Raw genomic sequence first — 25,311 nt, 5'->3', positions numbered from 1 at the left:
ACACGGCGTGGAACAAGGAAAAAAGCGGTTGGCAGCTTGGCCATGAAGAGGTAACCTTCCCAGGCTCCCCTTCTCCTCCAGCAGGCGGAGGTTCCATGCCGTCCCTTGCCCCCGGCTCGCCTCTCGGTGCCTACGAGATCGTGGGTACCCTCGGCGCCGGCGGCATGGGAGAAGTCTTCCGGGCCCGGGACACGAAGCTGGGTCGCGAGGTGGCAATCAAGGTCCTGGCCGAATCCTTCGCTTCGGATCCGGCCGGACTGCGGCGGTTCCAGCAGGAGACGCGGGCGATGGCCGCCTTGTCGCATCCAAACGTCGTGCAGGTCTTCGACGCTGGTGAGCACCGCGGGCTCCCCTACCTCGTGATGGAGCTGGTGGAGGGCGAGACCCTCCGGAAACGGATGGCCGCGGGACCCATGCCCTGGCGCCAGGCGGCGGAACTTGCGGCGGCGGTGGCGGATGGCCTCGCCGCAGCCCACGCCAAGGGCATCATCCATCGGGATCTCAAGCCCGAGAACCTGATGCTGACCCAGGATGGCCACGTGAAGATCCTCGATTTCGGGCTGGCCAAGCTGCGAAAGGAACAGTCCGACCCGCATACGCCACGGCCGACGCCGGGGACGCTCCAGCTGGCCGGGAGGCTCACGGAGGCGGGCCTGGTCATGGGAACCGCCGACTACATGAGCCCTGAACAGGTACGCGGCCGGGCCCTAGGAGCTCCAAGCGACCTGTTCAGCCTGGGAGTGATCCTGTGGGAGCTGGTGACGGGCGGTCACCCCTTCCGGCGGAGCACGCCCGGGGAGACCATGCGGGCGATCCTGATGAACCGGCCGGAACTCCCCGGCACGAAGGAACGGCTGCCCTCGCCCCTGGGGGGCATTCTGCGGGTCTGCCTGGCGAAGGACCCCGCTGAGCGATTCAAGACCGCGCGGGCCATGGCGGAGGCCCTGCGTTTCGCCGCCCGTTCGGATCTGGAACCGCGTCCGATCCTAGGGCGCTCCGGCTATCCGTCGCCGGCGCGGGGCCTCCAGTTTCTGGGTGCCGGGCTGGCCCTGGCCCTCGTGGGCGCTGGCGCGGGCATCTACGCCTGGCTGCGGAGCCATCAACCTGCGCCGGCGACCAAGGCGAGGGACCTGCCCAGCGTCCTGGCCCTCCCCGCGCGGGTGTACGGCGCCGAGGAGTCGGCCTTCCTCACGGACGCCGTGCCCAATACCCTGTCCACCCTCCTCTCGAAAGTGGAAGGTCTGGACACGAAGGCGCCGCCCTCCAGTTTCCAGATGGAGAAGTGGAAGGGGGACCTGGCCCGGGTCACGGAGGCCTACCACGCGGACCATCTGGTGGTCACGACCATCACGAAGAAAGCTAGGCACCTGATCCTAAACGTGCAGCTGGTCGATACACGGACCTGGAAAGTGCGGTGGGGGCATCAGTACGAAGGCACCCAGGCGGACTACAACACCCTGGTTCGCGACGCGGCGGAGGCCGTGGCCCGGACCCTGACCCGGGAGGAAGGGCTCGGCCCGGTCATCGCCCGGCCCACCACCGGCTCCGAGGGGGAGCTCGCCTTCGGCGAAGGGCGGCACTTCCAATACCGGTACCGGACGCTGGGACGGCGCCAGGACTTCGATCAAGCCGTGGCCGCCTTCGAGAAGGCCTTCCGCCTGGATCCGCGCAACAGCGAAGCCGCGGTGCAGCTGGCCTGCCTGCACGGATGGCGCGCCTACCAAGCGGGCACGGCCCAAGCGGGCGAAGCCGAGCGGCAACTCGAGGCCACGTGGGCGCGGCGGGCCCTGGAGATCGATTCCCGTTGTGGGCTGGCCTGGAGCCTCCTGGGGGCTGTGGAGGTGCAGGGTCGGCGCGGGAATCCGGATCTGGCCGTGGAATACGCGGTGAAGGGGGTGTGCCTGGCCCCGAACCAGGCCCAGGTCCACATCACCATGGCCACCATCTTGTCCGGCCCAGGGTCGGTGGGGCTCTTCATCGCGGGCGGCCGGCGGTCCATGGAACTGGACCCCATGGATCTCACGGGACCCGCCTTCGTGGCGCTGGGACTGGCGTGGATGGGGCGGGCCGAGGAGGCCCTGGTCATCGCGGATCGGGCCCTCCTCCGGGAACCGGAGCACGTGCTGCTCAACCACACGGTCCGGCCCTACGCCCTGGCACGGCTGGGCCGGCTGGACGAGGTGGAGGTGCACGTCACGCGTCTCGGCAAGCCGGTCAGTACGACCATCCGGTTCTGGTGCGCGGCGGACCGCGGGCAGGAGGCGGAGGCCCGGGCCCTCGCGAAGGGCCTGCTGGCGCACTGGCTGGGCCCGGAGGAGCGGGCTATCGACCTCGGGAACGCAGCGATGTTCAACGCGCCTTACCTCGTCAAGGTGGGGCTGAACGACGACGCCCTCCGGCTCCTCCTGCGGAGTGTGGAGGTGGGCAGTCCTCCCTGCCTGGATTGGCTCCTGACCAACCCGGAGATGCAGCGGCTGCGCTCTGATCCCCGGTTCGCGAGGATTCTCCAGGCCTCCCGGAACGGTGCGGCGATGGTGGCGAGGCAGCTTGGCCGGGCCCAGATCCGGGGGGACCTCCCGGAGTACCTGTATGGCCCCCTGGAGGACCTGCACCGTCACGTCGCGATGGCTTCATCGCCGGGGCCATGAGAAGCGCCCCGCGGGGCGGGGCGCTTCAAGGCCGGGACCGGCGTCTACCGGTACTGGAACACCAGGTCCAGGGTGGCGGGCCCGCCCTTGGTGCCGTTCTGCCAGGGGGTGATCGTGATGTCCTCGATGACGCCCTTCTGCAGGTCGAGGTTCAGCAGCTTGGGATTGAACAGCAGCTCCCAGTTGGTGGCCTGGCCCATGGCCATGACGCACCCATTCTTCAGGGCCTCTGGGTGGGTGCCGAAGGCGGGGATGGTGCCGTTGACCTGGTGCACCAGCGCCGTGGCCCAGGGCGACCCATCGCGGATCAGGGGATCGTTGGGGAGGAGTGCCAGCAGCTGGACGCCACGCTGGACGATCGTCGATCCGGCGGGTCCCACCTGCATGGGGTGCCGCGCGTCGACCACCGTGAGGGTGGTTCCTTCGGGCAGGGCCCTCTGCAGGTCAGCCAGCTGGTCCCGGCTGCGGCCATAGTCGCAGACGACGCCGAAGTGGGTTTTCCCCTGGTAGATGATGCCCGCCGCCTTCACCACGGGGCCGAAGTCCTCGGCGGCGAGTGAGGCAGTGAGGGCAGCCAGGGCGAGCACTGTGGTGGGTCGGAACATGGAACACCTCCATGAATGGAACCCGGACCGATCCGGGTGGCGCCGAGCCATCGCTGCGGCGAAGGAAAATCTGGGAAAGACCACCTCTCCCCGCCATAACCGATGGCTTACGATGTAATTGCACTAAAATAAAGAATTGTTGCGACAGGTTCAATGCGAGGCAGACTTGATCTCTTCTGGAATTGGGGTCGGTTAGATCCGGGTGAGATCGGCTGTTGATGAGGGGCCGACCGGTCCCATACTTGCCACGCCTCCCAGGAGCGTCGGATGACCCGGCTGGCCTTTGGCGGATTCGAGCTGGACCCTCACACTGGCGAATTATGGAAGGGCGAGGATTGCATCCGGATCCAGGACCAGCCCCTCAAGCTGCTGCTCTGCCTGCTCGAGAGGCCCGGCCAGATCGTGGGGCGCGAAGAGCTCCAGAAGCGGGTCTGGTCCGGGGACATCCACGTGGGGTTCGAGGATGGTCTCAATGCGGCCGCTTGGCGCCTCCGCCAGGTGCTCGGCGACTCCGCGGAAGCGCCCGCCTTCATCGAGACGATCCCCCGCAAGGGCTACCGCTTCGTGGGAAAGGTGGTCCCCCTCCCGGGCAAGTCCCCTCCGCCCTCCGGATCCTTCCCGATGCCGGTTTTCAGGCCCCCCTCGAGCTCCGGGATGGACGCGTTCACCCCCACTCGAGTCCGTCGGCCGTGGCGCCCCTGGACCCTGTGGTTCGGGGCCGTCCTCGGTCTGGGCCTTATGGGCGTCGGCGTGATGCTCTGGGGGGTCATGAGGGCGCGCGCGGTGACCCTGGTCATCACTCCGCTGTCCAACCTGACGGGCGACCCTGCCGTGGACTACTTCGCCTCCGCCCTGTCCCGACAGGTCACCCAGGACCTTGTGAACGTTCCGAGCCTGGATGTCCAGTCCGCTGAAAGGCCCGATTCGGACAGGTCTCTGCCAAAGGCCGCACTGACCCTCACCTGGACCCTGGATCGGGAGGCCGGAGGCTACCGCATCCACGTGAACCTGAGGGATGCCCAGGGACGCAGCCGGGGCGATCGCACCTTCCCCGTTCCACAGGAGGAATTGCATCGGATCCACCGGACCATCGCCGACTACATCGCCCAGCAGGTGGCAGGACAGGCGGCGGGGCAGGTAGCGGGACCGGCGACGGGAGAGGGCGTGGCGGCTGGGCTCAGGCTGGCGGGATGGGCAGGCCGTGCTGGCGGAGGAAGCTGAGCTTGTCCCAGTAGCCGCGCTGGAAGGCGATCCTCCCGTCCACCACGCGGAAGAAGCCGCAGCCGCGCAGGCCCAGGGGATCGCGCCACTCGAGGATCGCCCACTCGCCATCCTCGAAGAGGTTCTCCACCAGGCACACCATCTCCGCCGCCGCGAACTCCCGCGCGAACATGGCCCGGATCGCCTCCCGGCCGGCCACCGGAGCCTCGGCCACCTGATGGTTCACCGCGTCCTCGTGGTACATCGCGGCCAGAGCCTCGGCATCGCCGCGGTTGAAGGTCTCGACCCAGGCTGAGACCAGGCTTCCAGGGGTGAGTGGCATGGGAACTCCGGGGCGTGGGCGTCAGGCCTGGGATTGGTCCTTCATCTTGGCCGCGTTGTAGGCCACGCTTCCACCCCTGGCGACGCTGAGCGACTGCCATGAGCCGGGCGCCAGGTGCTTCGCGAGGAAGACCATCTGGCCTGCGTGGTAGGGGTAGTGGGCGAGCTGGCGGTTGATGGCCTCGAGCACGGTGTGGGGCTCGTGCCGGATGGTCACGGTCCGGTCGAGGTCGGCGGCGGTGAGGCTTTCCAGGGCATCGAAGAGGCGGGCCCATCCCCGTTCCCAGCGGTCGCGCAGGGCCCGCGGGTCGAAGGTCTCGGGATCCTCGAACTCGGCGTCGCGGTGGCGGTCCAGCTTCTCGCCATCGGTGGTCAGGAAGTCAGTCCAGCGCGAGAGCATGTTGCCCGAGAGGTGCAGCATCAGCGTGGCCAGGCTGTTGGATTCCGGATCCAGCCGGTGCGCCCAGCGTTCCACGGGCACCTGCGCGAGGGCGCGGTCGCACTGAGCGTGCGCTTCACGGAAGCGCTTGAGGGCATCGGCCAGGTAGAGGTCGCCGTTCATGGGAAGCTCCTGGGAGAGGGGGGCAGTTTGGGGGGTGGTCGGACCCGCGTCAGGACAGGGTGCCCCCGAGAGGGGCTGCGGACGGGGCATAGGCCTTGGACATCCGCCGGAACTCGATCCGGATGTCCTCGAAGTCATGGAATTCCACACCCGTTTCCGCGTAGCCCAGGCCCCGGTAGAAGCGGATGGCGCGGTCGTTGCCCTTGTAGACCACCAGCCAGGCGGACGGGGCGTTCCGGGCCCTCATCGCGGCCTCGCCCGCCTGCATGAGCCGCTGCCCGATCCCGCCCTGGATCAGGTCCGGGTCCACGTAGAGCTTCTGGACCTGCCAGGCCTCCGTGCCTCCCGCCTTCAGCTTCAGGAAGCCCTGGAGGCGGCCCTCCGCCTCGGCCACGAAGTAGAGGTTGGCCGCCTTGGCCAGGCTGCCGGCGATCTTCCCGGCGGAGTACGTCCCGTCCAGATAGCGGGCCAGCACGTCTTCCCGGAACAGCGCCCCGAAGGCCCAGGAGAAGCTCTTCCGGCCCAGGGAGGCGATGGCTTCGGCATCTCCCGCGACCGCACCGCGCACCGTCGTGTTCATCTCAGGCACCTCGAACAGGGGCCGCAGGGATTGAGAACGATTCTCGATCACCTGGACCTTGGTTCGAGGATGCCGCTCCGCCCAGCGTCGGGCCACCCGACTCTTGCGGCGTTTGACGATCAGACAACTTTCGCGCCGGCCGGTCCGGCAAACCCCGATCGGATCCGCCGCACCAGCATCGGCACGACCAGCATGGCGCCGAGGACGATCCACATGGTGGTGTCCGGGTTCTTGATGACCGTGTTCAAGCGCAGGGTCGTGAGGGCGATGACGCTGTAGTAGAGCATGTCGCCTGCGATGGCGAAGGCCCAGCCCGCCAGGAAGCCGTGGCCCGCGGCCAGGGCCGCGCTCCGGCCGGTCATGGGGTCCACGCCGAAGGCGATCATGACGAGGGAGATGGGCCCGGCGCCGGGGCCGCCGACATGCGCGGCGCTGCGGGCCATGGCCTCCCGCATCGCCGCGCCGAACCTGGCGAGGAAGGCCACCCGCCGCCCCAGCGCCACGAACAGCCGCAGCATGGGCTCAAAGGCCAGGGCCAGGATTACGTCCGAGACGAAATACAGCCCCACCGTCAGGGGCCAAGCCAGCCCCTTGGACTGCGCCAACAGCACCCCCGCCGGAATCCCACCCCCAACGGGGATCAGGAAGAGGAGGAGGACGGAAAGCATGAACCCATGCTACCCCGCCCGACGGCCGGGGTCTGGTGCCAATGGAAGGGTGGCAGCCTCTCAGCCCCGGGTGCCCTTCGGATCAATGGACCTCGGATAGGTGCGCTCCTCCTGGATCTGGCCATCCTCCTTGTGGATCTTCACGGAACCCGGGTGGTCGTGCATGTAGACACGCATCTGCCCGATCGCGTCCGCCTTGGTCATCGCATGGACCACGGGCCGACTGCCTCCTTCAGGCTTGAGGTTCCAGGCGTTACCTTCTTTGGCGAGGTGATAATTTTTCATATCGTCCTCCTCATGTGGCTATCGCCGGTGCTGAAGATAGGCCTTTCCTGCAGCATGGCCAATGAAGCTGCCACACCTCTGCCGCGATGGGCCTCGAGTGGATCCTCGTGCTGCCCGGGGTCTTCAATGCCTGGAAGCCACGGGTGGCGTCACTTTGAAGACGAAGGCAGGAAGCAGATCCATGCCCAAAGTACTTGGCGCAGATCGCCCGATGATGGCCATCGAACCGGAACCTCCTGCAGGGGGATCGAACTCGGCAACGTCCGCCAATAGGACCGGCCGACGAATCCCATCCCTTTCGAGCTTTTCCTGGATGATGCCTAAAGCCTGAGTCCATGAGCCATGACTTACAACACCATACGATGGGCATGAAAATAACTGCATAAAATGTGAAACCGCCTGGTCGTTCACTTTCCCTAGATTGGGTATGTCGACCCCGGGCTTGAGGATCTGCCGAACCTTGGGGAATTCCGCCATCCCTCCACGGCGGGGGGATTCAATCGGCAGGGCGTATCCGACGTCCAGGCAACCGCTGGCAGGCTGCCTCGTCCGTGAAGCGCCGTGGGGTTTTGTTACGACCTCTTAGGAGCTGTTTCGAGAGACGCTCAGCCCCACACTCGCTTGCCGCCCACCCAGGTGCCGATGACCTTCCCGGGCAGGCTCCAGCCCTTGAAGGGGGTGTTGTAGGACTTGGACTGGATGAAGGCGCGGTCCACCTGGACCTGGGCGCCGGGATCGAAGAGGACGAAGTCGGCGGGGGCGCCGGGCTGGAGGCTGCCAAGGCCGCGGCGGTCCAGATGGAAAGCCTGGGCGGGCTTCCAGGAGAGCAGGGCGATGGCCTTCGCCAGGCTGAGGACCTTGCGGTTCACCAGCAGCTCCATCGTGAGGGGCAGGGCGGTCTCCAGGCCGATGACGCCGAAGGCGGCGATGGGCAGCTCCACTTCCTTGTCGTCCCAGCCGTGGGGCGCGTGATCTGTGGCGATGGCGTCCACCGTGCCGTCCGCGAGAGCCTCCAGCACCGCCTGGATGTCGGCCTCGGTGCGGAGGGGCGGGTTCATCTTGTAGTCGCTGTCGAACTTCATCAGTTCCTTGTCCGACAGCGCGAAGTGGTGGGGCGTCACCTCGCAGGTGACATTCAGGCCGCGGGCCTTGGCCTCGCGCACCATGCGCAGGGAGCCCTTCGTGCTGAGATGGGCCAGGTGCAGGTGGCCGCCGGTGTGCTCGGCCAGGATGATGTCCCGGGCCACCATGGCCTCCTCCGCCGCCGCCGGGATGCCGAGACAACCGAGCGACGCGCTCACGGCCCCCTCGTGCATGTAGCCCTTGCCGGCCAGATCGCGATCCTCCTCGTGGGCCACCACGGGAACCTCCAGCCAGCGCGTGTACTCCAGCGCCCGGCGCATGAGGGCCGAGTTGCCGATGGGCACGCCGTCGTCGGAGAAGGCCACGCAGCCCGCGGCCTTCAAGGTGCCCATGTCTGCCAGTTCCTCGCCCTTCATCTCGCGGCTGACGGTCCCGATGGGGAAGTAGCGGCACAAGTCGGCCTTCGCGGCGCGGGTCAGCATCATTTCCGTGATGGCCACGCTGTCGTTCACGGGCTTGGTGTTGGCCATGGCGCAGACGGAGGTGAAGCCGCCCGCCACCGCCGCCCGGCTGCCCGTCTCGATGCTCTCCTTGCGGGTCTGCCCAGGCTCGCGGAAATGCACGTGCAGGTCCACGAAGCCCGGCGCCAGCACCGTTCCGCCACCGTCCAGGACGTCGGCGCCGGCGGCGAGCGGATCGTTCCCCGCGTCGGCCCCGATCGCGGCCACCGCCCCCTCCACCACCAGCAGCGAGCCCATCCCATCCAGGTTCTGGGCAGGATCCACAAGGCGGACGTTCTTCACGAGGAGGGACATGGGGGCTCCGGGGCTGGCTTCCGGTCTAGTTTGGGCTGTCAGCTGTCAGCTGTCAGCTGTCAGCTGTCGGCTATCAGCTATCAGTGGCCGACAGCTGATAGCCGACAGCTGATGGCGTCCCTACTCCATCCGGTAGTTCGGGGCTTCCTTGGTGATCATGACGTCGTGGGCATGGCTCTCGCGGAGGCCGGCGCCGCTGATCTCGACGAGGGTGGCCTTCTGCTGGAAGTCGGCGACGGAGGCGCCGCCGCTGAGGCCCATGCCCGCGCGGAGGCCGCCCATGAGCTGGGTGACCAGATCGGCCATGCGTCCCTTGTAGGGCACCTGGCCTTCGATGCCCTCGGGCACGAGCTTGGTGTCGTCCTTGCCTTCCTGGAAGTAGCGGTCCTTGCTGCCCTGCTTCATGGCGCCCAGGCTGCCCATGCCGCGGTAGGACTTGAAGGTCCGGCCCGCGTAGAAGATGGTTTCGCCGGGGGCTTCGTCGGTGCCCGCGAAGAGGCTGCCGATCATGACCGCATCGGCGCCCGCCGCGATGGCCTTGGCCACGTCGCCGCTGAACTTGATGCCACCGTCGGCGATGCAGCTGACGCCGGCCTCGCGGCAGGCCCGGCTGGCTTCCGCCACCGCCGTGATCTGGGGCATGCCCGCGCCGGTGACGATCCGGGTGGTGCAGATGGAGCCGGGCCCGATCCCGACCTTCACGGCGTCCGCGCCAGCGGCGGCCAGGTCCTTGGCACCCTGGTAGGTGGCCACGTTGCCGGCGATGAGGGCCACGCCGGGATGCGCCTTCTTGAGGGCCTTCACGGCGTCGATGATGCCCTTGCTGTGGCCGTGGGAGCTGTCCAGGCAGAGCACGTCCACCTTGGCTTCCACCAGGGCCGCGGCGCGATCCAGCAGCTCCTTGCCCACGCCCACGGCGGCGCCCACGCGCAGGCGTCCATGGGTGTCCTTGCAGGCGTTGGGGTACTCGATGGACTTCTCGATGTCCTTGACGGTGATGAGGCCCTTGAGCTGGCCCTGGCCGTCCACCACCAGCAGCTTCTCGATGCGGTGCTTCTGCAGGATGCCCTTGGCCTCCTGCAGCGTGGTGCCCACCGGCACGGTGATGAGGTTCTCCTTGGTCATGGCTTCGCGCACCGGGAGCTCCCAGCGGGTCTCGAAGCGCAGGTCGCGGTTGGTGAGGATGCCCACCAGGCGGTGGCCCTCCACCACGGGCACGCCGCTGATGCGGAACTTGGCCATGAGGGCCTCGGCGTCCCGGATGGGCGCGTCAGGCCCGATGGTGATGGGGTCCGTGATCATGCCCGATTCGGACCGCTTCACCTTGTCCACTTCCTCCGCCTGGCGTTCGGGGCTGAGGTTCTTGTGGATGATGCCGATGCCCCCCAGCTGGGCCAGGGCGATGGCCATGCGGCTTTCCGTCACGGTGTCCATGGCGGCGGACAGGAGGGGGATGCGCAGCCCGATGTCCTTCGTGAGCCGGGTGCCCAGGTCCACCTGGTTCGGGTGGATCTCCGAGTAGCCGGGGACGAGCAGGACGTCGTCGAAGGTGAGGGCGCGCATCAGGGGCAAGGTCAGCATGGGGAGCCTTTTTCCGGACCCGCAGCCTGCGGGACCTTGCATCCCATGGTCTCACGGCTGGGGCGCGGCTTCCAGCGGACGCTCGCAACGCAGGCCGTCCCGGGAACTTCCGCGCCATGGGCCCCAAGTGCCGCAAGTCCCGGCTGGGTCGGGGCATCGGGGCTGGAAGGGGCAGCCCAGCGGGCGGTCCTGCGGCGCGGGGAGGAAGCCGGCATCCCGGGAAGGCTGTCTCCGGGCGCCCGCCAGAAGGCGCGCGGTGTAGGGGTGCCGCGGGGTTTCAAGGAGGCGGGCGGCGGGTCCGGTCTCCACGGGCTCGCCGCCATAGAGCACCAGCAGGCGGTCACAGGCCCGCGCCGCCAAGCCCAGGTCGTGGGTGATCCACAGGAAGCCCAGGTTCCGCTCCCGCTGAAGGTCGAGCACAACCTCCAGGAAGGCCTGCTGCGCCGCTGGATCCAGGGCCGTGGTGGGCTCGTCGAGCACCAGCAGCTCCGGATCGCAGGACAGGGCGATGGCCAGCGCCAGCCGCTGCCTCTGGCCACCGCTGACCTGATGGGGGAAGCGAGCCAGGAAGGCCGGGGTGGTGGGCAGGCGCAGCCGCTCGAGCAGCGGGGCGAGGCGGGCCAGGGCCGCGCCAGGCGATTCTCCCCGATGGACGCCCGGCAGCAGGGTCAGGTGCTGGGCCAGGGTCAGCAGGGGGTTCATGACCTGCCGGGGGTCCTGGGGCACCCAGGCCATGCGAGCCCCCCGGATGCGGTCCCGTTCCCGTCCCGGTTGGTGCATGGGGACGCCGAAAGCCGTGAACCTTCCCCCCGCCACCCGCACCCCAGGAGGCAGGACACCGAACAGGGCCTGCGCCAGCAGGCTCTTGCCGGACCCGCTCTCTCCCACCAGACCCAGGCGGTCACCGGGGGTCAGGTGGAGGTCCAGCGGCCCGAGCAGGCGGACCCCGTCCACCCGTTCCAGGAGCAGCGCGTCGATGGCCAGGGACATGGCCTGAGAATGGCATGGAAGTGATGGAAGTCAACGGGTTCCATAGAGCCCCCGATTGCCCCTTGACGCCTCCCGGGGGGGTCCTACCCTTGGGCCACCTGATCACCCTGCGGGCCCGGCAGAGGCCCGCCCAGGCAAGGAGGATTCATGGATTTCCTGCGCCCAGATCTCCAGGAGCGCCTGATGAAGGAGCACTTCGAATTCCGCAAGCTTATGGAAGAGCACAGAGCCGCTGACACGCGCCTCTGCGATCTCCAGAGGAAACCTACCCTCTCCGCCAAGGAATCTCTCGAAGAGGTGGAGCTCAAGAAGACCAAACTCCGCGCCAAGGAACGCATCTACTCCATCGTGCAGGAGGCCTCAAGGCACGCCGAACAGTAGGCCTTCCGCACTCGCAGGAGAAGCCCCGGGAATCGGCCCGGGGCTTCGTTATTTGTAGAACCGCGAAATGTGCGAATGCCCTTCGGGCATGCGAAATAAGAAATCTGCATTTGGCGTTCTTTCGCGTCTTTCGCGGTTCATGCTTCCTTCAGGCCAGGAACCTTGGCCGGTAGGGCTCTCCGACCCAGTAGATCAGCTCCAGCATGTCGTCCACGTCCCAGAGCAGCACCTCAGCCCGGGCGCCGGGGTGGAGGTGGCCCAGATCCTCGCGGCGGAGGCTGCGGGCCGGGTGCAGCGTCATGGCCGTGAAGGCCTCCTCGAAGGTCATGCGGAGCTGCAGGCAGCCCAGGCGAAGGATGGTGAGCGGATCCAGGCAGGGGCAGGAACCGGGGTTGAAGTCCGTGGCCAGGGCCACGCGGCAGCCGGCTTCGATCATCTTCCTGGCCGGCGCCCAGTCCCGCATGCCGAGGAACAGCGTGGTCCCGGGCAGCAGCACGGGCGTGACGTTCGAGGCGGCCATGGCCTTCATGCCGGCCTCGCTGCAGAACATGAGGTGGTCGGCGCTGGCGGCCCCCAGCTCCGCCGCCAGCTCGGCGCCGCCGGTCCAGGAGAGCTCGTCCGCATGGACGCGGGGGATCAGCCCCAGGCGCTTCCCGGCCTCGAAGATGCGGCGACCCTGATCGGCGGTGTAGACGCCCGTCTCCACGAACACATCGCAGAATCGCGCCACGCCGGGGTGGTGGCGCACCAGCTCCGGCAGCCACTCGTCCGCCACGGCCCGGGCGTTGGCTTCGGCATCGCCGTTGAACTCCGGCGCCAGGTCGTGGGCCGGGAGCAGGGTCACGTCCAGGTTCCATCCGCGCGCCTTGAGCTGGGCGTAGGCGGCCGTGAGGCGGGATTCCGTCTCCAGCTCCAGGCCGTAGCCGGTCTTGCATTCGAGGTGGACGACGCCGCGCTCGCGGAAGGCTTTCAGCCGCGCCTCACCGGAGGCCACCAGCTCATCGACCGTGGCGTCCCGCGTGGCGCGGACGGTCTCCCGGATGCCGCCGCCTTCCGCCGCGATCTGCTGGTAGCTGACGCCGTGGAGGCGCCGGTTGAACTCGCTGGAGCGGTTGCCCCCGAAGAGCAGGTGAGTGTGCGGGTCCACGAAGCCCGGCGTGGCCCAGGCGCCGCCGCCATCCACCTTGGGCGCGCCCTGCCATTCCACCGGGAGATCCGCCGCCCGACCCAGCCAGGCCACCCGGCCGCCGTCCAGGGCCAGCGCCGCGTCGGGAATGCGATCCACCGCCCAAGCCCGGGCGGGATCGGGGGTCAGCAGGCCCCGAAGGTTCACGAGCACGCGGCGGTCCGACATGGGTCCAGTCTGCCAGCAAAAAATTCCCAAGAGGTCCCTTGCGCCGGGTCGCCAGCTTGATAGCATCGCTCGACACCGGAGGTTCCAGTGCGGGGCAGGGGGCGTGGCATGAGGCGACTCGCGCAGAGTCTGTGTGTGCTTGGAGCGGTCCTGGTGCCTGTGTCGGCCCAGGAAAGCGTGCCGGCCTGGGCCAGGGAGTACGCGGCGCACTGGTCCACCTACCGCACGGATGCCCGTGGCCAGCGGAATTGGCAGGCCGTTCCCTTCGCCCAGATGACTCAGGGCGAGCAGTGGGCGCAGTTCATGGAGCACCTCAAGCAGGGCGGAAAGGCCCAGCGCGCGGCGCTGGCCTTCCTCAGTCAGCGGACGCCCTCGGTCTGGGCCTCGGAGGGATTGAAGACCGGCGATCCGGAAGTCGCCCTTGCCCTGCATCGCCTCGGCTTCCGCCAATCCGGGAGCGATCCATTCGCCTACCTCGGGACGCCGGACCGCGTGGACCGCCCTTGGACCCATGGGCTGGGCCTGCACCTGGACAAGGCCGGATGGCGGTTCCAGTGGATCCCCAGCCCGGCGCTCTTCACCCAGGGTGGGAACGCGGTGTTGCCGAAGGGGCTGGGGCGGGCCGCCCAGCCTGGTGTGCTCATCCACCTGAAGCAGCTGCGCCCCGGCCTCGAGAAGCTGGTGGCCCTCGGCGGCGGTACAGGCCCCGACGCGCAGGGTATCCTGCCGAGGCTGGCTCAGGGCAGCCGGCTGGGCTTCACAGCGCGCCACCTGGAGCCCTGGCTGAAGAAAGCCTCGCCGGCCCTGGAACCTCTGGCGAACCGCGAGGCCTGGGTGCTGCACTATGGCACCGCGCGCCCCGGTGCGGACGAGATCCAGGGAACGCTGGTCTTCATCCCCGGGGACCTGCCGGCGCGCACCCAGCTGACGATGGCCCTGTTGCGCCTGAATCCCTCGAGCTCCGGCGCGCGGTCCCGGATAGTGAAATGGACGGGCCCTGGCGCATCCACGGATGTCCAGCAGCTGCGCGGTTCCGGCGGTGTCTTCCACCTGATCCAGATGGCCGAGGGTACCTGGATCAGCGATCGCGAAGCTCCTCTCCGGGCCCTGCTGTTTCCGGGCCCTGTGCCCACCCTGGGGGAACGCCCGGAATGGGCCCGCGTGGCCCTGTCAGCCATGGCGCCGGACACGGAGCTCTCCTTCTGGCTGGCGCCGCGCATCGGCGCGGATGCGGCCTTCGAGGTCCAGGCCCTCCGTCGCCGACAGGCGAACGCCCAGCAGGGCACCTGGCCCAACCCCTTCATTGCCAAGGCCGCGCCCCGCACCGGGGCCCTGGCGGTCGCCCTGGGCGCCGGGCCCACCGAGAAGCTGATGGAGGCGATCCTCCGCGTGGACGATGCCACGGAATTCCGGATGCCCCAGATGCCCGCATTCGCGGACGGCGGCCGGGCCCTGAGCCCGGACCAGATGAAGGCCTACCAGGAGGCGCTCGCGGCCGCGCAGGAGCGTCAGCGCCAGCGGACGGCCCTGCGCCAGGACGCCCTGGCCCTCCAGGCCTGCCTTGATCTCCGGGGCGCGGCGTTCTTCTGGAACGGCTGGGTGACGGCGCCGTCGCTGACGGGCACGGAAAAGGCGGCCCTGACCGAGCTGGCCAGGCTGCGGCGCGAGGACCCCTGGCGGGCCATGCGGCTCCAGCAGGAGGGGAAGGTGACCGCCTTCGGGGGCTTCGGCGAGCCCGGCATGGCCCCGAGCGTGGCCCTGGCCCTCCCCGTGCAGCCCGCCCGGCGGACGCAGGCCGAGAACCTCCTGAAGAAGGTGCTGCCGCGGCTCTTCAAGGGCCAGAACCAGAAGCAGGCCTTTGGATCGGCGGAGCTGCACCGCATCCTCACGGCCCAGGCCTTCCGCCCGGCCTGGACCCTGGTGGCCGACACGCTGGTGCTGGGCACGGACGAGGGCGCGGTGAAGGCCGTCGCCGCTGGCCTCCAGGGCCAGGCGCCCACCCTGGCGGACCGCGACTCCCGGGCCTGGGCCCGCATGGAAGTGGATGGCGCCCGAGCCTCCTCCGAGCTGGAGAATCTGCTGCTGGCCTTCCTCCGCAGCCGCAGCGGCGGGGGGTGGTGGATCGGCGAAGCTTCGAGCCAGGACGATGCGGCGGCGGAGCTGGCGGCCAGCCTCGGGCCCTTCCTGGGCGCCTTGAAGGCCCTGGGGCCGGTGCGCATCGAGTGGGACTGGACCGCAGCGGGTCTGGAGGGGCGCCCGCGATGACGTCGATCCGCCTTCTGTCCGCGGCTCTGGCCGCGGGGGCCGCGGCCTTTCTGGCCCTGGCCCCGGTGCGTCACCGGGCGTTCCTGGAGGCGGATCCCTCGAACCCCATCGCGAGGATCCGCCTGGACAGCCGCTCCCTGCTGGGCCTGCGCCGGCCGGCCTGGGGCGCGCGGGTGGACGGGGCGGCGGCCTGGGGCGACAGCCGGGACGGCTTCTTCCTTCGCGCGACGGCTCCTGCCCAGGCCGTCATCCACGCCTGGCCGGGATTCCGACAGTCTCTGTCCATTCCAAGGGCCGATGACGGTTCCCTCGCTCTCCTGGATGAAGGTGATCGTGAAGCCTTCCGGGACTGGTTCGTGGCGCTCCTGGAGCAGCAGGTGGAGGCGCCCAGCCCCGCCTGGGAGCCCGCCCAGCGGGACTGCGCCGGCCTGCTGCGGTTCGCCTTCCGGGAGGCCCTGACTCCCCACACCGCGGAGTGGCGGGCGCGGGTGGCCTTCACGGACGGCGCCCCGGGGCAGGATCCCTCGCCGGCCTTCGCGGGGGCCTGGCGCCAGGGGTTCCCCACGCCGGGAGGGCCCCGTCCCTTCGCCAAGGGCGCCTTCCTCCGGCAGCTGTCCTGCGTGCCGCTGGGTCGCGACCTGGCCCAGGCGAAGCCGGGGGACCTGCTCTTCTTCGCCCGGGGCGGGGCCCACGCCCAGCCCGACCACGCCATGGCCTTCGTGCGGCCCGATGTGGATGGCACGCCCATGCTGCTCTACCACACGGGCCCCGAAGGCAGCGGCGCCTCCCGGCAGCCCGGCGAGGTCCGCCGGGCGCGCCTCGACGACCTGATGCACCATCCCGATCCCGACTTCCGTCCCCTGCCCGAGAACCCCGCGTTCCTGGGCCTCTTCCGCTGGCGGGTGCTGGCGGTGGCGGCCTCCGAACCTCTCCCTCCCAGGTCCTGACATGCGCTGGTTCCGTCCGCTCCTCACCCTGCTGCTGCCCGCGATCCTGCTGCTGCCCACCACGGGCACGGCCCAGAAGCGCGGCGCCGAGGCCCCCTGGCGGGAGGGCGGATGGACCGGCGCCTTCGCCAACCTGAGGCCCACGCTGCCCGGGAAACCGGGCCAGCTGGAGGCGGCCGGGCCCATCCCGGCCGAGGCGCGCATCCGCATCTACCGCGTGGAGGATCCCGAATCCCTCCTGAAGAAGGTGCTGGCGGATCGGGGCCGCGCCGTGGCCGAAGGCGGCCGGGGCGTCCAGGATCCCCTCGACCTGCTGCGCGAGGCTGTCCTGTGGGGCGGGCGGCGCGCCTTCGTCACCGTCCACCGGACGGCCACCCAGGCCCTGCGGGATGCCGCCAAGCAGACGGATCGCCTGCGCTCGGCCCGCACCTCGCCGGATCGGATCCGCGAAGGCGTTGCCCTGCCCATCGAAGGCCAGCCGGGGGTCACCTTCGTCACGGAGCTCGTGCCTCGCATCAGCGAGGACGTCGCCGGGAAGAAGGGGCACCCGGACGACGAATCCGGGGACGACGGCTTCCTCAGCCGGGTGGATCTGCCCGCCCAGGCCGCCGGCCTGTACCTGGTGGAAGTGCTGCGAGGCAGCGATGCGGCCTACGTGCCGTGGCTCGTCACGGACCTGGCTCTGCTGGCGGAGCAGGACGGCTCCCGGATCCGCGTGCAGGCGGTGGACGCGCGGGACGGCTCGGGCAAGGCCGGTGTGTCGGGCCAGATCCTCGAGGGTCCCAAGGCCCAGCCCCTGGCCTTCGATGGCACGGGAATGGCCGAGGCCGCGGCCACGCCCGGCGTGCGCCGGGTGGTGGTGGCCCGCAGCGGCGCCAGCTTCGCCCTGCTGGCCAGCGAAGGGCAGGGCTCCGCGGCCGTGCGCCAGCGCCTCTACGCCTTCACCGAGCGGCCTCTCTACCGCCCGGGCCAGGAGGTCTTCGCCAAGGCCATCCTCCGCCGGGTGGAGGACGGCGAGAACCGCGTGGCGGGCGGCGCTGCGGACCTCCCCTTCACGGTGCTCGATCCCGAGGACACGAAGGTGGCAGAGGGCCGCGCCAAGCTGCTGAGCGCCGAGACGGGCACCTACGCCGCCCAGTTCACCCTGCCGGGGGCAGGCCGCCTGGGCCTCTACCGCCTCGTCTTCCAGGGGCCGCAGGGGCCGGGCCAGGCCGAGTTCAAGGTGGAGCAGTTCGTGAAGCCGGCCTTCGAGGTCAAGGTCACGGCTGAGAAGGCCAAGGTGGGCCTGGGCGACACGCTGGCGTTCCATGCCGCTGCCCGCTACTTCTACGGCGCCGCCGTGCGCGGGGCCAAGGCGGACTGGTTCCTCTACAAGGTGGTGCCGCCGAAGTCCCGCTGGATCTGGGATGACGAGGATGCCGGCCCGGCACCCGAGCTGATGGAGAGTGGCCAACTGGAGCTGGACGAGGAGGGCCAGGCGGACCTGCCCACCTTCAAGGCCGAGAGCGACGGCCTCTGGCGCATGGTGGTGAAGGTGGCGGACGCCTCGGGCCAGCGGAACAGCGGGCAGGCCCAGGTACGGGCCGCCGCCGGCGATCTGGTGCTGATGATCGCCTCGGACCGCCAGGTGGCCCTGCCCGGCAAGCCCTTCCAGGTCACGGCCCGGGCGCTGGACCTGGATGGCAAGGAGGTGCCGGGCGTGGCCATCTCCCTGCGCGCCGCCCGCATCGTGGCACAGAAGGACACCGCGTACTGGTGGTCCCGTCCCAACGCCCTGAAGCCCGGCGAGACCGTCGCCTCCGCGCAGGGTCCCCAGGCCATGCTGAGCATCCCGGAAGGCGGCGCCTTCCTGCTGGTGGCCGAGGCCCGCGATTCCAAGGGCCGGCCCGTGACCGCCCAGCGTCAGATCACCGTGGCAGCCGAGGGCACGCCGCTGCCGGCGGTGCCGGATCTCCGCGCGGCCGCGGACAAGCCCGAGTACCAGCCGGGCGACACGGCCCGGGTCCTCGTGCAGCTGCCCCGGCCCCGGCTGACCCTGCACTGGACTCTGGAGCATGAGGACCTCGGCCGGCACCAGAGCCGGATCGTCCAGGGCACCACCGCCCTGATCGAGATCCCCATCACCGCCGCCATGCAGCCCAACGCCTGGGCCGTCTTCGAGATCGTGAGCGAAGGCCGCCGCCAGATGGTGGAAGTGCCGCTCCGCGTGCCGAAGCGGGACCGCCGCCTCCAGGTGGCCGTCACGACCGACAAGGAGCGCTACCAGCCCGGCCAGCCCATGAAGGTGTCCGTGGAAGTGAAAGACTTCGCCGGGAAGCCCTCCGCCGCGGACCTCAGCGTCGGCGTGGTGGACGAGGCCATCTATGCCCTGAGCCAGGAGCTGAATCCCGATCCCGTGCGCTTCTTCCACCCCACGCGCCGCCACGGCGTGCTGCGGTCGGGTTCCACGGACTGGAGCTTCCACGACCTGCTGCGCCGCCAGCGGCCCGTGTGGAGCCTCAAGCAGACGAAGCGGGGCGACTTCAAGGCCGATGACGACGAGAAGGTGCGCCAGAACTTCAAGGACACCGCCCACTGGGCGCCCTTCGTGGCCGCCGGGCGGGACGGGAAGGCCAGCGTGGACCTGGTGCTGCCGGACAACCTCACGGCCTGGCGGGCCACGGCCACGGCCATCACCGCCGACACCAAGGTCGGTGTGGGTCGGGCCTCCAAGCCCGCCTCCAAGCCCCTGCAGGTGGCCCTCACGCTGCCGCGGACGCTGAGCGTGGGCGAGGAGGCCCGGGCCATCGCCCTGGTGCGGAACCTCTCGGGCCAGCCCATCCAGGGCCGGATCCGCATGGAGGTGCAGAACGGCCGCTTCTCGGGAACGCCCGAAGGCACCTTCACCCTGCAGGACCAGGGCGAGTACCGCTTCGCCCTCCCGCTGTTCTCGGACAAGACCGGCCCGCTGACGGTCACGGCCCGCGTGGAGGGCGGCGGCCTGAAGGACGCCGAGCGGCAGAAGGTCACGGTGCTGGACCAGCTGGTGCCGGCCTCCCTGTCAGGCTCCATCCTGCTGGATGGCGGCAGCCAGACGGTCACGATCCCGGCGCCGCCCTCCGCGAAGGGGGAGGCGGCCCTGGTGCTCACGCCCGTAGGCAACCTGGAGCACTTGGCTGCGCCCTCGCTGCCCTACCTCATCGGCTACCCCTACGGCTGCGTGGAGCAGACGCTGTCCAGCTTCGTGCCCAACCTGCTGGTGGCCGACCTGGTGAAGCAGGGCGCCATGCCGGATCTGGACTGGAAGCAGCTCACCAACCTGGATCGCAACATCCGGGACGGCGTGTTCAAGGTGTACGGCTACCAGCAGCCCAACGGCGGCTGGGGCTGGTACGCGCCCAACGACTTCGGCCTGGATGCCAACCCCCACACCACCGGCTACGCCATTCAGAGCTTCGCCACCATGAAGCGCCTGGGCTATGCCGTGGATGAGGGCGTCTACCGCCGGGGCCGCCTGGCCGCCATGAACCTCTTCCAGCAGGTGGCGCGGCAGGCGGATCAGGCCACGGCTGCCCAGCGCCAGCGGAACAGCCACGGGCAGACCGCCGATCCCCAGGCGGATGCGGCCTTCCTGCTGGCCTCCCTGGCCCAGACCGGCGAGCCCATCGCCGGCCTGGTGGACAGCGCCGCGGACAAGGTGCTGAAGGGCCAGTGGTCCGGTGACCACGTGCTGGCCATGGTGGCCCTGGCCGCCGCTCAGGCCAAGCACCCGAAGGCTGGCGTCCTGGCTGAGCGCCTGGAGCAGCGGGCCGTGGTGAAGGGCGGCCTAGCCCGCTGGGAGGGGCGGCGCGACGTCTGGTGGGGCTACGCCTCCGGCGACGTGGTGCCCACGGTGATGGCGCTGAAGGCCCTCTGCCTGGTGCGCCCACAATCGCCGCTGATCCGCCAGGGCGAGACGTTCCTGGCCTCGGAGTACCGCGGCTATGGCTGGTATTCCACCTGGAGCACGGGCCAGATCGTGGACCTGCTGCCCTACCTGCTGAAGACCCGCAAGCTGGACTGGGGAGCGCTCGCGATCCAGGCCTCGGTGCAGGGGGGCCCCACCTGGGACTTCAAGGAGCGGCCGCAGGCCCGTCGCTGGAATGCCCGGGAAGCCCGGGCTGGCACCTTCGCCATGGCCGAGCCGAAGCCCGTCACGGTCAGCGCCAGCGGCAGGGGACTGCTCGTGTGGACCTACGCCTACCAGGTCCCCGGCAGCGCCGCGGGCGTGTCCAAGGGCGACGCGTCCACGGCGCTGCGCATGTCCGTGACCCGCGACCTCTGGCGCCTGAGGACGCCCCAGGAGACCGGCAACGCCAGCCAGGGCTGGATCCGCCAGCCCTGGACCGGGACGATGAAGGCCGGCGAGGAGGCCTGGATGCAGGTGTCCTTCCGCACGGACCGCGACGCGGACTACGTGATGCTGGAGGTGCCGATCCCCGGCGGCCTCAATCCCACCGTGAAGCTGGAGGGTTTCGTGCTCGAAGGGAAGCCCTTCACGGAGGAAGGGGCCTCGGATCGCTGGGTGAAACCGCGGATCGAGGTGCACGCGGACAAAGTGACGTTCCTGTTCCCCCACACCTGGAGCTGGGATACGCAGACCGTCCGGATCCTCCTGCGGGCGGGTATGGCTGGCCACTACCGGCTCAGGCCCGCCAAGCTGAGCCTCATGTCGAACGAAGGGCAGTGGGTCACCAGCGATGGCCTTGACCTGAAGGTGGTGGATGGAGGTGCGCGATGAAGGCCGGGCTGATTCTCTCCCTGCTGCTGTCGACCCCCTTCCTCGGGGCGCAGAAACCGCCCCCGGCCAAAGCTCCCGCCGCGGCCTACGTGCCGGACCTGAAGCTCTGGCGGATGGAGGTGTCGCCGGCCCTGGGCGGCTGGTCCGGCGACCGCACCGTGGCGCTGAAGGTGAAGCTGGTGGACCCCAAGGATCCGAACCCGCCCAAGGACGAGCCCCAGCCGCGCTTCTTCGAGGAAGAGGACGAGGGCGGCTACGAGCCGCCGGCCGAGGACACCCGCACCGCCGATCAGCTGCGCCGGGAGCGGCTGGCGCGGGAGGCGGAGGCCGCTCGCAACGCCTGGCGCTCGCGCACCCTGCTGGTATGGTTCAATGGCGCCTCGATGCGCTGGCAGGCCAGCGTGGGCGCCACTCTGAACATGGAGCTCACCGCCCAGAACGGCGAGAACCGGCTGGAGATCCTGGAGCCGGATTCGGGCTTGAAGGTCGTGCGGAGCTGGTGGGTGTCCACCACCCGCACGCGGCTCCGCGTGGTGAGCCTCCAGGTCAACGACGAGTACGCCAGCGGCAGCCTCCAGGTGCAGGAACCGGACGGGGCCCTGGCGCAGGGCGGTCGCCGTACGCCCTCGGGTGGCATGCTGCGCTGGTCCGGCGAGTACACCCACGACACGCCGCCGCCGGGCACCTACGCGCTGAAGTGGACCGGGGGCTGGCGGGGCGGCAAGCCCGCCCGCATCCACGTGGAGGCGGTGCTCGATGGCGGCACGGACCAGGAGCGCCGCTGGACCTGGGAACGCCTGATCCTGCCGGGTTCCGGCCCTGTCATGCTGGGGACCTTCGATGTGGAACCCTAGGTTGATCGGCCTCCTGCTCGCATCCTGCCTGCTGGCTGCCCAGCCGGCGCCGGAGGCCGGGCCCACGCCCGCGGTGGTGGCCGCCGCCCGGGCACCCATCCTCCGGCCCGGCGAAGGCTTCGCCATCACCCTGGGGGATGGCGAGGTGCATGCCTATGGCGAGGCGCGCAGGGAAGCCCCCATGGGCAGCCTGGCCAAGCTGATCTGGATGAAACTGGAAGGGAGTGAGTGGTCCACCTCCGGCGTCCAGTACCGCTGCAAAGGCGCCGATGGGCCCTTCGTCTGCTGGAACCGCGAGGGCCATGGCCGCGTGGACCTGGCCCGGGCTCTCCAGGAGAGCTGCAACCTCGCCTTCCTGGCCTGGATCGCGGGTTCCCGCGAACGCTGGGTGGAGGACTACGGTCCGGATGCGGCCAGGGCCCGGCTCGAGGAGGCCTTCGAGCCCTTCCTCGGGCGCCGGATGCCACCGGGCGAGGGGCTCCCGCCGCTGACGGCGGCCTGGGTGGGTGATGGCGACCTTCTGCGCACCAGCCCCGAGGCCTTCCTGCGCTGGCTCATGGACCCAAGCCAGGCGGAGGTCGTCACCTTCGGCAAGCGCTATCTGGCGGGTTTCTGGGTGGAGGTGAAGGACCTGTTCGGCAAAGAGGACTGGTGGTTCAAGACCGGCACGGGCCCGGTGCCCGGCGATCCGTCCGCCACCAGCGCCTGGGTGGCGGGCGGCCGGCGTTCCGTGTTGGTGGTGCTCCACCTGCCGCGGGGACGCGGCAAGCAGGAAGGCATGACGCGCATCCGGGAGATCCTGGGGCTGAAGCCTTGATCCTGCTGGTCGCCCCGCCGCCCGCGCCGCCGTTCACGCCACCGTTGATCGAGGGAGATGGGGCCGACCATGGCGCGCTGGAGGAGGCCCTGCGGACGGCCTTCGCGTCCACGGTGGGTTTCGGCCCCTGGCCCGCGGGGCCCTGGCGGGTCCGCATCCACCCGGACGCGGCCGCCTTCGAGAAGGCCACGGGCGCACCTCCCGGCCGTAGCGGCCAGTGGCTGGGAGACACCCTCCACCTGCGCCCCTGGGAGCAGCTGCGACGGCGGGACCTCGGGGTCATCCTGCGCCATGAACTGACCCACCAGCGCCTTCGGGACGCGCGCCTCCGGCGCTGGGTGGAGGAGGCGCGGTGCCTGTGGGCGGAAGGCCATGCCAAACCGCCCAAGACCTGGCCCGCCGCGCCGCCGGCAGGCGTCCAGGCGCGCCTGGACCGGGCCCTGGCGGCAGGCGCCACCCGCGAGCAGGTCTGGGCCTACCGCTGGCTGCGAGCCTGGCTGCGCGGCGGCGCCCTGCCGCAGCCGCCAGGCCGGACCGGTGTCGCCGCGGAACGCTGGGTCAAGGAAGCCCCCATCCTGGCCGAGACCGTCACGGTGGTCTGGCCCGCGGAGCGCCTGCGTGGGCCCATGGTCGTGAATGGACATCGCCTGTCGCATCACCTGGGGAAGGCGTGGCGGTTTCGCGGGACCGTCCGTTTCCAGCCGGGCTTCCCCGTCGGAATCCTCCGGGGCACCGTGTGGCTCCGGGCTGAGCGGCAGGGTTGGCGCCTGGCGTGGACGGCCCCCCGGACCGCCTGGATCGCCGCGGCCACGGAGGGGGAACTTGGCGCCGACTCGCCCTACGAGGCCCGGCGCGCCCTGGCCGCGGTGCTGAGCCGCTGGCTGGACGGCCATCCCCGGCAGCACCCGGGCGGCGTCCTCTGCCCGCTGACCCATTGCGCGGTGGTGCGGGGCGGGGCCGTGCTGGGCACGGTCCAGGCCGCGGAGGCGGCTCCGGCCCTGGATCTGGATCCCCACTGGGCCTTCTTCACGGGTTCCGCCGGTGGGCATCCACTGAGTCCCCGGGAAGTCTGGGGCGACGGACCGGCCGAGGTCGGCGCGGCCTTGGAAGTGCCCGAGGATCGCTGGCTGGCCTGGGAACGCACCCTGGATGCCACGCAGGTCGCGGCCCTGAAGCGGGATGTGGTCCTCGGCCTGAGGCCGGGGCAACTCGGGGTGAAGCTCGGCGCCTCCGGGCCCTTCGCGGTGGAGGCGCTGCGCCTCGCCGCGGGACGGCGGTACGGCTGGACTGCGTGGCCCAGCAATGCCTGCGAAGCCGAGACGCTACCGGACGGATCCCTCCGCCTGAAGGGGCGGGGCTGGGGCCACAATGTGGGCCTCTGCCTCAGCACGGCCCGCTTCCGTGCGGCTCATGGCGCCACGGCGGAACAGATCCTCGCCGAGGCCTTTCCGCCTTCGTGGCGGATGCCATGACCTGGTGGGTGTACCTGCTCCAGTGTGGTGATGGCACCCTCTACTGCGGCATCGCCCTCGACGTGGCGGCGCGGCTGAAGCAGCACCAGGAGGGCCGCGGGGCGAAGTACACCCGCGGCCGGGGTCCCCTGGAGCTGGCCTACTGTGAGGTCTGCGCCTCGAAGGCCGAGGCGCTGCGACGGGAGCGGGAAGTCAAGCGCCTGAGGCGCGGCGCCAAGGAGGCGCTGATCGCTAAAGGAAGACCGTGATCGCGAGGCGGATGCCCGGATAGCGGGGATTGACCAGGTAGTAGCCGTCGCCGTAGTAGTCGATGTACACGCGATCGGCCAGGTACCAGTCATCCACCCAGAACTCCGGCCAGGGATCCACGATGAGGAACCAGTAGCCCCCGCAGCGGAACCGGGGATACCCCTGGTAGATCACCGGCCGGCTGCCGATGAAGAAGGGATGGTTCCCCCCGAAACGGGAGACGAACTGCGGCTCGGGGATGCGATAGCCGCCATAGCCCCCGCGCTGGGCCCAGGTGCGGTGGTCGCGCTCCCAGTGCTGGGCGCGATGCTCACGCCAGCTGGACCGGGCCGGCCAGGCGTCGCGGCGCCAGGTGTCCCGGGACTGCCAGGCGCGGGCGGTCTCGGCGGCGCGCGGAGAGGGGCGCACGTCCCGGCCCTGGGGGCGGGAGGGCTCCCGGCGGTCGGTGGGGGGCCTCATGGCACCGGGGGCCTCGCGCCGGTCCATGCGTCCTTCGGGGCGTCCTTCTGAGCGCCCCTCGGGCCGGGAGAAGCGTTCCGCCCGCTCCTGCCGCTCGGGCCGGGCCTGGCGTTCGGGTCCAGGCATGGGGCGGGCCCGCTCCATGTCTCGCGAGGGGCGGGGCGCCTGGGGCACGGCCCGCATGGGGGACGGCTGCTCCCGACCTCGATCGGGACCTCGCTCAGGGCCTCGTTCGGGGGCGCGGCCCTCGCGCGGGCGATCAGGCCGGGGGCCTTCCTCCCGGCGGTCGTGTTGGGCCGAGGCCGGCATGGCCAGGACTGCCAGAAGCGATAGAACCAAGGTGCTGGACGTTCGATGGCGCGTCATGGGCTCCTCCTTTCCACGTCCTCGATGGA

The 25,311-nt window shown here is 70.1% G+C and carries 22 protein-coding genes; 10 read left to right on the top strand and 12 right to left on the bottom strand.

The genetic code is table 11. The features are described 5' to 3' along the window. Positions 1 to 95: 95 nt before the first annotated feature. Complete coding sequence (locus tag MLG87_RS03810) at positions 96 to 2,648, top strand: protein kinase domain-containing protein (RefSeq protein ID WP_243293879.1); 2,553 nt, start codon at positions 96 to 98, stop codon at positions 2,646 to 2,648. 44 nt (positions 2,649 to 2,692) lie between these two features. On the opposite strand, the gene MLG87_RS03805 is transcribed toward MLG87_RS03810, so the two are convergent. Next, positions 2,693 to 3,253, bottom strand: coding sequence for a type 1 periplasmic-binding domain-containing protein (locus MLG87_RS03805; protein ID WP_243293878.1), 561 nt, complete (start codon positions 3,251 to 3,253; stop codon positions 2,693 to 2,695). Between the two features lie 267 nt (positions 3,254 to 3,520). On the opposite strand from MLG87_RS03805, the gene MLG87_RS03800 reads away from it, so the two are divergent. Beyond that, complete coding sequence (locus tag MLG87_RS03800) at positions 3,521 to 4,474, top strand: winged helix-turn-helix domain-containing protein (protein WP_243293877.1); 954 nt, start codon at positions 3,521 to 3,523, stop codon at positions 4,472 to 4,474. Here the strand turns inward: MLG87_RS03800 and MLG87_RS03795 are convergent. The 9 genes from MLG87_RS03795 to MLG87_RS03755 form a co-directional block, all read right to left on the bottom strand. Beyond that, on the bottom strand, positions 4,431 to 4,796 hold the full coding sequence (locus tag MLG87_RS03795) for a nuclear transport factor 2 family protein (RefSeq protein WP_243293876.1): 366 nt from the start codon (positions 4,794 to 4,796) through the stop codon (positions 4,431 to 4,433). The two genes, MLG87_RS03800 and MLG87_RS03795, sit on opposite strands and share 44 nt — an antisense overlap. Positions 4,797 to 4,817: 21 nt before the next feature. Continuing rightward, complete coding sequence (locus MLG87_RS03790; RefSeq protein WP_243293875.1) at positions 4,818 to 5,357, bottom strand: DUF1572 family protein; 540 nt, start codon at positions 5,355 to 5,357, stop codon at positions 4,818 to 4,820. A 49-nt stretch (positions 5,358 to 5,406) separates the two neighbouring features. Continuing rightward, positions 5,407 to 5,937, bottom strand: coding sequence for a GNAT family N-acetyltransferase (locus MLG87_RS03785; protein WP_243293874.1), 531 nt, complete (start codon positions 5,935 to 5,937; stop codon positions 5,407 to 5,409). Between the two features lie 119 nt (positions 5,938 to 6,056). Further along, entirely contained in the window at positions 6,057 to 6,605 is a 549-nt protein-coding gene (locus tag MLG87_RS03780) for a hypothetical protein (protein WP_243293873.1), read from the bottom strand. Positions 6,606 to 6,665: 60 nt separating this feature from the next. Further along, entirely contained in the window at positions 6,666 to 6,890 is a 225-nt protein-coding gene (locus tag MLG87_RS03775; RefSeq protein ID WP_243293872.1) for a DUF2188 domain-containing protein, read from the bottom strand. 123 nt (positions 6,891 to 7,013) lie between these two features. Beyond that, positions 7,014 to 7,367 (bottom strand): hypothetical protein, encoded by a 354-nt coding sequence (locus MLG87_RS03770; RefSeq protein ID WP_243293871.1) that lies wholly within the window; start codon positions 7,365 to 7,367, stop codon positions 7,014 to 7,016. Positions 7,368 to 7,495: 128 nt separating this feature from the next. Next, on the bottom strand, positions 7,496 to 8,788 hold the full coding sequence (locus MLG87_RS03765) for a dihydroorotase (protein WP_243293870.1): 1,293 nt from the start codon (positions 8,786 to 8,788) through the stop codon (positions 7,496 to 7,498). A 120-nt stretch (positions 8,789 to 8,908) separates the two neighbouring features. Continuing rightward, the gene (gene guaB, locus MLG87_RS03760; RefSeq protein WP_243285979.1) at positions 8,909 to 10,369 is read right to left on the bottom strand and encodes an IMP dehydrogenase; all 1,461 of its coding nucleotides are present in this window, start codon (positions 10,367 to 10,369) and stop codon (positions 8,909 to 8,911) included. A 51-nt stretch (positions 10,370 to 10,420) separates the two neighbouring features. Continuing rightward, positions 10,421 to 11,359, bottom strand: a complete 939-nt coding sequence (locus MLG87_RS03755; RefSeq protein WP_243293869.1) for an oligopeptide/dipeptide ABC transporter ATP-binding protein — start codon at positions 11,357 to 11,359, stop codon at positions 10,421 to 10,423. Positions 11,360 to 11,506: 147 nt separating this feature from the next. On the opposite strand from MLG87_RS03755, the gene MLG87_RS03750 reads away from it, so the two are divergent. After that, positions 11,507 to 11,740, top strand: coding sequence for an HP1242/YdcH family protein (locus MLG87_RS03750; RefSeq protein ID WP_243293868.1), 234 nt, complete (start codon positions 11,507 to 11,509; stop codon positions 11,738 to 11,740). Positions 11,741 to 11,888: 148 nt separating this feature from the next. On the opposite strand, the gene hutI is transcribed toward MLG87_RS03750, so the two are convergent. Beyond that, entirely contained in the window at positions 11,889 to 13,094 is a 1,206-nt protein-coding gene (gene hutI, locus MLG87_RS03745; RefSeq protein ID WP_243293867.1) for an imidazolonepropionase, read from the bottom strand. Positions 13,095 to 13,247: 153 nt separating this feature from the next. On the opposite strand from hutI, the gene MLG87_RS03740 reads away from it, so the two are divergent. From MLG87_RS03740 to MLG87_RS03710, 7 genes are read left to right on the top strand one after another with little or no spacing between them, the layout of a single operon-like run. After that, positions 13,248 to 15,359, top strand: a complete 2,112-nt coding sequence (locus MLG87_RS03740) for a hypothetical protein (RefSeq protein ID WP_243293866.1) — start codon at positions 13,248 to 13,250, stop codon at positions 15,357 to 15,359. Continuing rightward, a complete protein-coding gene (locus MLG87_RS03735; RefSeq protein ID WP_243293865.1) occupies positions 15,356 to 16,306 on the top strand; it encodes a DUF1175 family protein in 951 nt (316 codons plus the stop codon). The genes MLG87_RS03740 and MLG87_RS03735 overlap by 4 nt, the downstream gene beginning before the upstream one ends. A gap of 1 nt (position 16,307) precedes the next feature. Continuing rightward, positions 16,308 to 21,065 (top strand): alpha-2-macroglobulin family protein, encoded by a 4,758-nt coding sequence (locus tag MLG87_RS03730; protein ID WP_243293864.1) that lies wholly within the window; start codon positions 16,308 to 16,310, stop codon positions 21,063 to 21,065. Then, positions 21,062 to 21,919: a hypothetical protein gene (locus tag MLG87_RS03725; RefSeq protein ID WP_243293863.1), complete on the top strand. Its 858-nt coding sequence runs from the start codon at positions 21,062 to 21,064 to the stop codon at positions 21,917 to 21,919. Before MLG87_RS03730 ends, MLG87_RS03725 begins: the two co-directional genes overlap by 4 nt. Before the next feature lies 1 nt (position 21,920). Then, a complete protein-coding gene (locus MLG87_RS03720) occupies positions 21,921 to 22,736 on the top strand; it encodes a hypothetical protein (protein WP_243293862.1) in 816 nt (271 codons plus the stop codon). Then, positions 22,733 to 24,208, top strand: a complete 1,476-nt coding sequence (locus MLG87_RS03715) for a hypothetical protein (protein WP_243293861.1) — start codon at positions 22,733 to 22,735, stop codon at positions 24,206 to 24,208. The genes MLG87_RS03720 and MLG87_RS03715 overlap by 4 nt, the downstream gene beginning before the upstream one ends. After that, positions 24,205 to 24,456: a GIY-YIG nuclease family protein gene (locus tag MLG87_RS03710; protein WP_243293860.1), complete on the top strand. Its 252-nt coding sequence runs from the start codon at positions 24,205 to 24,207 to the stop codon at positions 24,454 to 24,456. Before MLG87_RS03715 ends, MLG87_RS03710 begins: the two co-directional genes overlap by 4 nt. Here MLG87_RS03710 and MLG87_RS03705 read toward each other — a convergent pair. Then, positions 24,440 to 25,042: a hypothetical protein gene (locus MLG87_RS03705; protein ID WP_243294567.1), complete on the bottom strand. Its 603-nt coding sequence runs from the start codon at positions 25,040 to 25,042 to the stop codon at positions 24,440 to 24,442. The genes MLG87_RS03710 and MLG87_RS03705 overlap by 17 nt on opposite strands. Between the last annotated feature and the right edge of the window lie 269 nt (positions 25,043 to 25,311).

Origin of the sequence: Geothrix mesophila (assembly GCF_022808835.1) — a bacterium.
GTDB lineage: Bacteria > Acidobacteriota > Holophagae > Holophagales > Holophagaceae > Geothrix > Geothrix paludis.
Note: the sequence above shows the minus strand (reverse complement) of the source record. Positions and strands in the feature narration are given on the sequence as shown.